A 10,637-nucleotide genomic window follows, 5' to 3' on the forward strand; every position below is an offset into this window, starting at 1 on the left:
ATACCCTTTTTTTTAAAAGTTTAATATAAAGAACCTGATTACTGGATGAAAATTTATTTAAAAGTTCATGACTAAGTCTTGAACTCGGTTTTTAAACAGTTTGAAACTGTTTTTTATAAAATGCATTGAAAAAGTCTACATATCTGAATCGCATTTTCTCATGTTGTCCAGTAATCAGCTAAAGAAAGTTTCAATGAATGAAAGTTGGCCAGTTTTCCATTTTACATGCTCTTAGGGCAGAGATAATTATTGTTTTCAGAAAAGACTATCAAACAAATAGGAGTATCTAAATCATAAGCTACATGCATTCTGATATTTTATCCATGCTTTTTTGGATTAAATTGATTACGATTTTTTCTCCTGTAGTACTCTAAAGGAGATATAAGGAAGAAACTAAGTCCTAGATTATCTGCACCAAAAGTAGGGGCGGTAGTAATAGAACAACTGGCGACAGCGCAAAATAATCTAACTTAATAGTAGCGAGAGTAATATCTCATTGTTGAGCTACAAGTTGTTGTGACATACTAGCCATCGTTAGATCACTTGCTATTCAAAAATAAATGACTTTACAAATGGGAATTTTTTAACGATTTCATCAATAATTGGTAGAACCCAAAACGAAGTGTATTGGCAACTTAACACCAATGCAAAAGGCACAAGAACAACATCCAATCTGGACAAATCTGGCTCAAGGCATAACTAAACAAACCAATTCGCCTAAACCCATACCTTCATACTCATAATCCTGATTGAACATACCTCAAAAAAATCACGAACCTAGCTTGAATGATATTGTAGAAATAATATGGCTTAATGAAGAAATTAGTTTTTTTCTTGTATTTTTATGCTAATTTTTAGCACTAATGCAATGGCGCCATTGCTGGTATACGAGCATTAATTACTCATTATTTTCTTCAGGCTATCAGTACAGTATTGATAGTTCTATTTCCAATTCACAAATCATAAATTATCTCAAATGCCTAAATTTCTACTACTCGCTTTTTTCCTATTTAACAGCTTATCATCTTTATTTGCTCAAAGTTTTGATATAGTTGGCATTGTCGAACCCTCCCAGAACTATATTTGTTCAAAGCAAAAACTTGTATTTGCCATCCAAAAAAATGGGACTTTTGATACCAACAATAAGTTTACCTTGCAGTTGGTGAACAATCAAAATAAGGTAGTTTTGAATCTCGATACAAAAGATTCCGCTGGTTTTATCCTAAGTAACCTACCCGATTTTACTCAATATCCAACTATTTTTGACTTTGAAGGTAATACCTCTAGCTTTTTATTTAGATTTCAGATGGTATCTTCTTCGCCAAGTTTTGTGACTCCAATTTTTAATCAAGCCTTTGCCGTTGCCAAAATGCCCCAAGTACGAATGTTGGACACAACCAGCACTGCCTTGTCACGAGGTTTGGCATATAACCTGCGTTTGTCAGGAAGTGGTTCTTTTCCGATGGTATTCAAAACCTCAGAGGGAGCGTCTGTTTCTCCTAATTCAAATAATTGGTATGAATCCGTAGGATTAACAACTTACCCTCAAAAATCTGGTGATTTTTATATGAAGGAGGTAACTAATATGTGTGGAACCACCACAGTTGAGGGTAAGGTAAAATTGGATGTCGTAGAAAATTTTTTGAGCATAAACGACTACGCAATGGGTACTTATTGCATCGGAAACAAGGTGAAAATATTTGTGGAGAAAAGAGGTACTTGGAATTCAAATAATAAGTTTTACATACGTTTTATTTCCTCGTACAACCCAACTGTTTTCTTTGATGTGGAAGCTACAGAAACCAGTGACGGCGCGCTGACTACTACCATTCCTACGTATATCAAAGAGAGTACTTATCATATTCGGATACAGTCATCTAGCCCTCGATTAACTTCCTCTAATATTTTATACTATGTGCCTGTGTCTGAACCTTCCCAAATAGACGTAGTTGTGATGAATCAGTCTGTAATGTATGGTAAACCCTTTACGATGTATCTAAATTCCTCTGGATTAATGCCTGTATATTACACGTTAAATGATAGTTTACAGTATAAAATGGAAAGTTCTGGTTATGGGGCTTTAAATATAACTCCATTAAAATCAACTGAGTATAAAATCACAAACTATCAAAGCGTGTGTAATTCAGGCAAAGGTTCTAATATTTTGAAAGTTCAGGTCACGAATGGTATCAAGATTGAAGAAATCCTAACAAACTCAATTTGCCCCGGAGAAGATTTTAAGGTTAGGTTTTCTAGTCAACCAGTCCTTGGATTAAATTCCGTCGTGTATCTAAACGTACTTTTTAAAGATGGAGCCTCTTTTGTACTTTCAGGGAAGGTAACCGAGGCAGGATTGGCAGCCTTTACCTTTCCTTCATCGAGTCCACATACAGGGAAGAGATTCGATTTTAGTCTTTATGCAGACAATATTCCTGAAGCCAAGACAGAATATATCTTGGCAAGCTGTTTGTATAAAAGCAAACCCGCACTCGCTTCATGGCGTCTGGAATATTATTCAAAAATAAAATTATCTCAGCCCGATTGGATAGAATATCTCATGGACATAAATGGAGGCGGAAATATTACGGTCGAAACCTCTTTGGGACAAAAGTTGAATTATACCGACGCAAATAACGAACAAACTATTCGAAGTAAATTTTTTGCTTCGTCGGACATGCCTTTTTCTGTCACTAGAATCAGTAATGAATGTGGTGTCTTAGACAACCCTAATATCAAATTTAATGTTACCGTAGCTAATTCTACAAATAACCTGAAGTTGGAAACACCATTTGGACTAGAAAAAACACTTTGTACTGGTACAAAATACGATTTGAAACTAATCAAAAATGGAGTCTTTGCGGATGGAACAAAATTCTACTTGGATTACGTCAATGAAAATGGATATGTCTTAGAACAAAACGTTGCCGAGTTTATAGATGGCAAGTTGGCGTGGACGGTGCCTGCTACCAATGATAATTTTGCTGGTCGAACTACTTTTTATTTGCAAGTACATACCAGTTCACCGTACGTAGCTTACGAGCGTTTCAAAGTTCAGGTTTCTAATCCTCCCTCTTACACTGGAGAAAAGAATATCAATTATTCAGAATCCTATAGTTTTAATCCTCATTACGGAAGCATTAATGTAAATAGTCCATCAGAAACAATAATTACATTTAGTAATGGACTACAATTTTCTAGCCCAAGCGGCTACCTTGTATACAAACTAAATTTGGATAAAGGAACTCAGTATGTTATCAATAAAATACAAAATGAGTGTGGCTCGCTAGCTGTGAATATTAATATTAATGTAAAAATTAAAAATAAATCAGTGAATGCATACAGTCAGTCTTACGAAAATTCGACTACCGTGTGCGCTGGAAAAAAAGTCAGCTTTAAGTATTATGAAACGGTTTACAGACCTAGCGCCAAGATTCCAAAATATAAGGTAATGATATCGACAGAAGGCTCTACCTCTACCACAAAAAGTAGAACTTTATTAACAGGAGTGACACAAAATCCAGTAGAAGTAACCATCCCATCTGATATGCCAATAGGGTCATATTACATTCGTTTGGTAGATGAGGAGGATTCCTTAAATACCACCACTTCTCAATATATTAGAGTAGAGGGAGCTCCTATCGTTTCGTTACTTACTGAAAATTCGAAGAGAGATTTTACGATTCAATATGGTGAAAAGGTGACCTTACAGCTTCAATCCAAGAATAGTGCAACATTTGAGGGACTAATTACTGATTCGAACGGAAATGCATTCAAGCTCAATAATTCGAATGAAGCAATAACGGTAAGTCCTTCTAAATCTACTACTTATACGATTAAGGCCGTGTATAACCAATGCGGTAATCAGAGTTTGACCGAAACGGTAAAGGTAAATGTTAATCCTTTTGTAAGTTGGGAAATTAAAGGTTCGGTCAAAAATTCTTTATGTAAAAATGATTTGGTATTAGTAAAAATGACGCCTTATGGCAGTATAGATACTACCGCAAATTATAGATTTGTGTTAAACTCAACGAACTCTTCAATTTCGAAAAAAAGTTACACCGTAGTATCCACTAAACCTCAAGGTAGTTATCTAATCAAGATGCCTACCACTGCTGTTAATGATGTATACCTATTTACGCTCGTATCAGCCTCTGGAAATGCAATAGGCAGAGAAGGTTATGTTGTAACCTTATTGGATGTACCCAATATAGCGATGGAAGGTAATATTACCACAATGGCAAATGTAGAAACCAGAATTCGCCTTAGAGCGACGGATCCAACTAACTTTTATAATTTTTATGGAACCCTGAATTATGAATTAACCAACGGTATAAAAGGGTCGATGAGTAATTACACTGGACTGACTGCCTCACTGCCTGTCACCTTGGATAAAAGTGGAATTGTTTTATTCAAAACTATCTCTAATCAGTGTGGCACTGGAAAGTTTACAGGAACATCTACGGTTACAATAATACCTCAAACCAGTAATCGTATAAGAACCAATGACCCAGTTGGTCCCGATATGTTTTTTACAAAGGTTTGTACATCCAATGTCAATAATATCGCATTCGACATTATCGGGAATTTTACTACGATTCCCCAATTTGGACTCGAAATGTCGGATAGTAATGGAGATAAGTTCACAGAAATTCCTGTTATTAGTGTAAAAACTTTCCCCAACAATATTAGCTTTAAACTTCCTGCCAACACCAAGATTGGTGGTAATTATAGATTTCGGGTTGTGGCCAAGGAAAATGGAATAGCTTCATCAAGTAACCCTTCGCCAATCGAACTATATAGCGGTGCATCAGTCGAATTTGATACAACACAATACTATTTTACACCTGATAAACCTGTAAATATCAAATTTAGAACTACAGGTGAGCCGCCTATTTATTTTAGCATGGGCACCGATGAAGTAAGCGCAAAAACATACAGAGCAGACGCCAGTGAACTAAGCTTAGCTCTCAACCCTACGAGTCCAACTAAATTTAGAATATTCCGAGTAAGTAATTCAGTCTGTGGAACTGGTTCGGTAGGTGTTAAGTCAAGTGTTAGTCTCGAACTAGTCACAGGATTTGAGGATATCCAAAAGCTAGGGGTGAGCGTTGGGCCAAATCCTGCTTCGGATTTTATCTTCATTAACACTGATAATCGAGACCTCAACATCGAACTCTTGGATAGTACAGGGAAAACATTCCTCGAAACGAGTTCGAGTACCAAAGAGACTCGATTAGATTTGAAGAATTATCCATCAGGAATGTATATTCTTCGAATCCGTAGAGACAGCCAAGTTGGAGTTTTTAAAGTTATCAAACAATAGAATAAGGTCAAGTTAGCGTTGAGTGCTATAAACGGTAAGCCATAGGACTAAGGTGTGAACTATAAAAGTATTTTAAGTAAGTAAAAAGACGTTATTAGTTAACAGCCTAATTACTGGACAAAAAGAGAAAAGGTATTTAGAATTTTCAATGCATGTTTAAAAACAGTTTAAAACTGTTAAAAAAATGAGTCCAAGACTAAGTCTTGAACTAGTAACTTCAATTTTGTCCAGTAATCAGGTTAACAGTATGTATGTTGTTGTAATATATTTATAATCAAAAGGTTACCGTAGGTTTTTACTTTTAAGAAACTATTAATTTAATAGTATATCTTAGGCAAAATTTGACTATAACCTTTTGTTATCATTATCTTCAAATAACCAATTTACTGTTAACTAATAAATAAGTATTAACGCAAAATAATATTTAATTTTTGAGCTTTCGGCTTTCAGCTTTGGGCATTCGGCAAAACATATCTATCGTTAGTAAAAAACTATTTTAACTCTCTTTGTCTTGTGCCTGTTGCCTTGTCCCTAAAACACAAAACTTAAATATAATTCTGCACGATTACTTAAAATTAAGAAAACATTTTTTGCTAAATACCTATGGCTTACAGCCTATAGCCCCCAAGTTAATTTTATCTTGTATAAATATTTAGGTTAGGTGTTATTAGAAAAGAAAATTGAGGATAAATACTGAAATATGTGAAATTTCAGTAAATTTACCCCCATCTATAATTTCTAACATTTTTAAAACGTAACCTATAAAATGACACCTCAAATTTTACCAAACACACCGACTTTTCTTCCTTTAGTATTTTTCATTTCTAAGTCTATTTATTGAGTAATATCAGTGCTTTCTTATGCTGAATTGCTAATTTTATTCATTTTCATTCCACATATATGCGTATACTTTTATTAGTACAGCTATTCCTATTTAGCTGTTTTTTACCGGTTTTCTCACAAACCGCGACCATCACAAGATTTGTAGAACCTACTTCGTCTAATTTTTGTTCAGGTAGCAAATTTATCATAGCTTACCAAAAAACAGGACAATTTAACTCCGACAACAAATTTAAGTTACAAATTGTCGACCCTTATAATACAGGGAAGGTTCTGATAGACATCGATACCAAAGATTCTTCTGGTTATTTAGTAGGGAAATTTCCTGATTTTTTACAAATTTCTGGATTAAGTAATTTCCTGTTCAGTAGCTACAACTACGTTAAAGTACAATTAGCATCTACCTCACCTGTGGTTGCGCCTGTTACTTTTTTGTCTTACTCAAGTTTCAGCTTAAGGGTTCCTCCGTCTATAAAAATAGACACATCAAGTGTAGCTATCTCACGAGACAAAGCACTTTTACTAAAAGTTTCGGGTACTTCAACAGGAACGACTTCGATAACCACTTCAGAGGGTTCTGTACATTCATTCCAATCCTATTCTACAAATTTTTCTGATTATGTAATAACTACTTATCCCAACAAATCAGGTGATTTCTTCATCAAGGAGGTTTCGAATTTTTGTGGGGTAGGGACGGCACAAGGGAAGATAAAGCTCACTGTATCTGACAATTTTTTGAGTATTTCTAATCTATCAAATACAACTTTTTGTACAGATGCTAATATAAATGTTAGCTTTGAAAAAAGAGGTACTTGGAATGCTGACAATAAATTTAAAATAAGATTCACTTCGACAAGTAATGCTTCTCAATTTTATGATGTCGAGGCCACAGAGTCAGATGGAGTTCTTTCAGCAAAAATACCGGGGATTATCCCAAGGACTAGCTATATCTTGAGAATTCTAGCTACTAGCCCACTCATTGTTTCTTCTCCCTACAGTCCAAGCATTAGCATTACCGAAGGTACAAAAGTAGACCTACAGTCTGATTCGAGAACCGTCCGATATGGAAGTATCGTTTCACTCAATGTTAATTCAAGCGGTATGTCGCCTCTTAATTTTGAATTATCAGATGGTTTTAATTACAGCTTATACAGTTCAGGATATCCTACGACCATTGCTGTCTATCCAACAAAAACCCAGGATTACAAAATCAAGAGATTCTCCAGTGAGTGTAACACGGGCGAAGGGGTTAATGTGACCAAAATAACCGTAATTGACGCTATCAAGGTTGAGGAAATCTTGACCAGAACAGTCTGCCCTTCAGGTGTATTCAAAGTGAGGTTTTCAAGTCAGCCAGTTATGGAAGTAAATACACCCATTAATATGGCGCTACAGTTTATTGATGGAAGCAAAACTGCACTTACTGGAAAGGTTACAGAACCGGGATTGGCTGAGTTTACTTTTCCGAGTTCAAATCCAAATGAAGGCAAATCATTTACCTTTGGTCTATTCCCAAATCCAATCATAGGCTCTACTTTTGAATATGGGGTAACTCGATGTCTTTTCAAAACAACCCCAAAGCTTACATCTAGTAGTATGTTGGGTACTTACACTATCGACAAACCCAACTGGGTGTATCCTTCTGTAGGTTATTCGGGAGGAGGAACTGTTGAATTTGAAGATAATTTAGGTAAAAAATCTACCGTTTATGTGCCAGAAGGTGGCAATGCTTACTTCAACGCGAAGTTTTATGCCTCAGATAACATGACTTATAAATTGACCAAGGTGTCGAACGAATGTGGCGTAAGTACAGATACAAAGTTTAGTGTGGATATTAATGTAGTAAATCCAGCAAAAACTTTAAGATTAAGTGCACCTTTTGGTCAAGGTTCAGCAGTTTGCGCTGGAACTACCCACGAACTTACCCTACAGAGAATCGGAACCTTTGATGCCAGTTCAAAATATTATTTAGATTATGTAGATGATTCTGGAAATATCATTGAGGCAAGTGTGGGAGAGTTCGTGAATGATAAATTTTCATGGGTAGTCCCATCCTATTATAATACGGTCAATCTTCAGGTAAGAGCTTCGTCGCCGTATACTACTTCCGAGAGGTATATGGTGGAGGTTGGGGAAGTTCCTCTTTATTCTGGGCCTAATGAAATCAACGCTCTTGTAACTTATGGAAATTATTACAGCAACACTTTGAGATTGGATAACAAACTGTATACAACTGCTGTGTTTGATAATGGTCTGCGAGTGTCGGGTTATGGAGGTTACTTGGGATATACATTTGATGTATTTAAATCAGGTACTTTTGTTATTAATAAACTTACCAATGGTTGTAGCACCAAAGAGGTAAATATTAAAATTAACTTAAGTTTAGCAGACAGAATCGTTGAGTTCAAAGGAGACTATAATCCCACGGTGACATGTGCGGGAAGAAAGCTCGAACTCAAATATGCCGAAACCATTGTTCGACGCACAGACCGAGTGGCAAGTTATAAGTTGATGCTCCTTAAATTAGATGGTACACTATATTCAAAGCAAGCGCTACTGACAGGAATCAAGCAGAGTCCATTTGAAGTAATCTTGCCAAAAGATATCGCAGAGGGCAATTACAGCCTGAGATTAGTGGATGAATCTGATTCGTTGATAGTTAGTTACACTAAAACGATAGCGATTCAAAAGGCGCCTAATGTTTCGGTGGAAATAGTCAGTAGACAAATGGATATTGATCTTAGCTATGGCGAATCCTTTTCACTCAGAGTTATAAACAGTGGGAGTTCGACCTTCGAAGGGGTTGTAAGAGGTAAATATGGCGAGACTTATCCAGTTAATAACTACAATTCTTCATATTACAACATTACACCTAAATATTCTAACGTGTACACCTTGCCTAGGGTTTCTAATCAATGCGGTGTGCAAGACTTGAACTTTTCTTTGAATGTTCGTGTAAAACCAATGGTTTCTTGGTGGGTATCAAACTTGGGTTCGAATGGCAATAGTAATATTTGTCGAAACGAAAAGTTACGTATTAATCTAACTTCTTATGGAGATGTTGATACCACACAACTTTATAAACTGTCATTCATGACCTCTACTTCTGGAGGCATAGTTTATCATGAAATTGCAAGAATCAAACCTTATGGTAGTTATGCTTTATCAATCCCTGGTAACATTCCTATCAATTCTTATCAGGTAGTTTTGCAAAATATAACAGCACCTAATACTGATATAAGAGGCTCATGGTATGGTACTTTGATTGAGGTGCCAGACCTTACGATTGCTGGTAATGTTACTACGTTAGTCAATCAGCCAGTCAATCTTACTCTGAAGTCGGCTAATGGTGCCGATGGTTATTATGTTTTTAGTGGTGACCCAACCTTTGAATTGAGCAATGGTGTGAAAGGAAGTCTTTCTAACAGAATTAGACAAACAGGATTTTTGTCTTTTCTTGCTAAGAAATCCGAGACAGTTACACTAAAATCGGTAAGCAATCAATGTGGCGTTGCCTCGGGTAAGGGGTCTGCTACCATAACGGTGTTATCTGAGACTGATAAATATATTTTGACGATGGACCCAACTGCCATCAACTCTTACAGTTATATCTGTTCAGGGACAGAAACTAGGATTGGATTCAAGTTGGTAGGGTTTGCTACACCTAACCCAAGTCTTGGACTTGAGATGTCTGATAGCTTGGGAGTTAATTTCAAGGAAATTGAGACACTAGGGGTTTCGTACGCAACAAATACGATTTCATTCAAAATCCCTACTAGTGCTTCTTCTGGGCAAAATTACCGATTTAGAGTAATTGCTAAAGAAAATGGGGTAAGCTCAACCACAAGTGCCACGCCACTTGATGTGATAAAGTCGCCAAGAGCCTCATTCGACACTACAATGTATTATTTTTCACCAGACAAAAAAGTTGATTTGAAAGTGAATTTAACGGGGACATTTCCCATTTATTTGAAATTAGGGACAGATGAATTAAGTGCGAAAGATTTTAGTGCATCAAGCTCTCCTTATATACTTTCGTTAAATCCTACCGTGCCAACCAAGCTCAGATTGTTCAAAGTATCTGACTATTTTTGCAGCGCTGGAATCATCGGTTCAAACTCAACGGTTAGTTTGGAACTAGTCACAGGTTTTGAGGATATCCAAAAGCTAGGGGTGAGCGTTGGGCCAAATCCTGCTTCGGATTTTATCTTCATTAACACTGATAATCGAGACCTCAACATCGAACTCTTGGATAGTACAGGGAAAACATTCCTCGAAACGAGTTCGAGTACCAAAGAGACTCGATTAGATTTGAAGAATTATCCATCAGGAATGTATATTCTTCGAATCCGTAGAGACAGCCAAGTTGGAGTTTTTAAAGTTATCAAACAATAGAATAAGGTCAAGTTAGCGTTGAGTGGTATTTAGACTTTTTCAATGCATGTTTAAAAACAGTTTAAAACTGTTAAAAAAA

Annotated in this window: 2 protein-coding genes; both read left to right on the forward strand. The window is 36.2% G+C overall.

Annotation, left to right across the window (positions count from 1 at the left end):
• Positions 1-976: 976 nt before the first annotated feature.
• The gene (locus tag ACOVQ4_RS21015; RefSeq protein WP_421822560.1) at positions 977-5,323 is read left to right on the forward strand and encodes a T9SS type A sorting domain-containing protein; all 4,347 of its coding nucleotides are present in this window, start codon (positions 977-979) and stop codon (positions 5,321-5,323) included.
• Between the two features lie 900 nt (positions 5,324-6,223).
• Entirely contained in the window at positions 6,224-10,558 is a 4,335-nt protein-coding gene (locus ACOVQ4_RS21020) for a T9SS type A sorting domain-containing protein (RefSeq protein ID WP_421822561.1), read from the forward strand.
• Positions 10,559-10,637: the final 79 nt, after the last annotated feature.

It is taken from the genome of Flectobacillus sp., from assembly GCF_049240685.1.
Taxonomy (GTDB): domain Bacteria; phylum Bacteroidota; class Bacteroidia; order Cytophagales; family Spirosomataceae; genus Flectobacillus.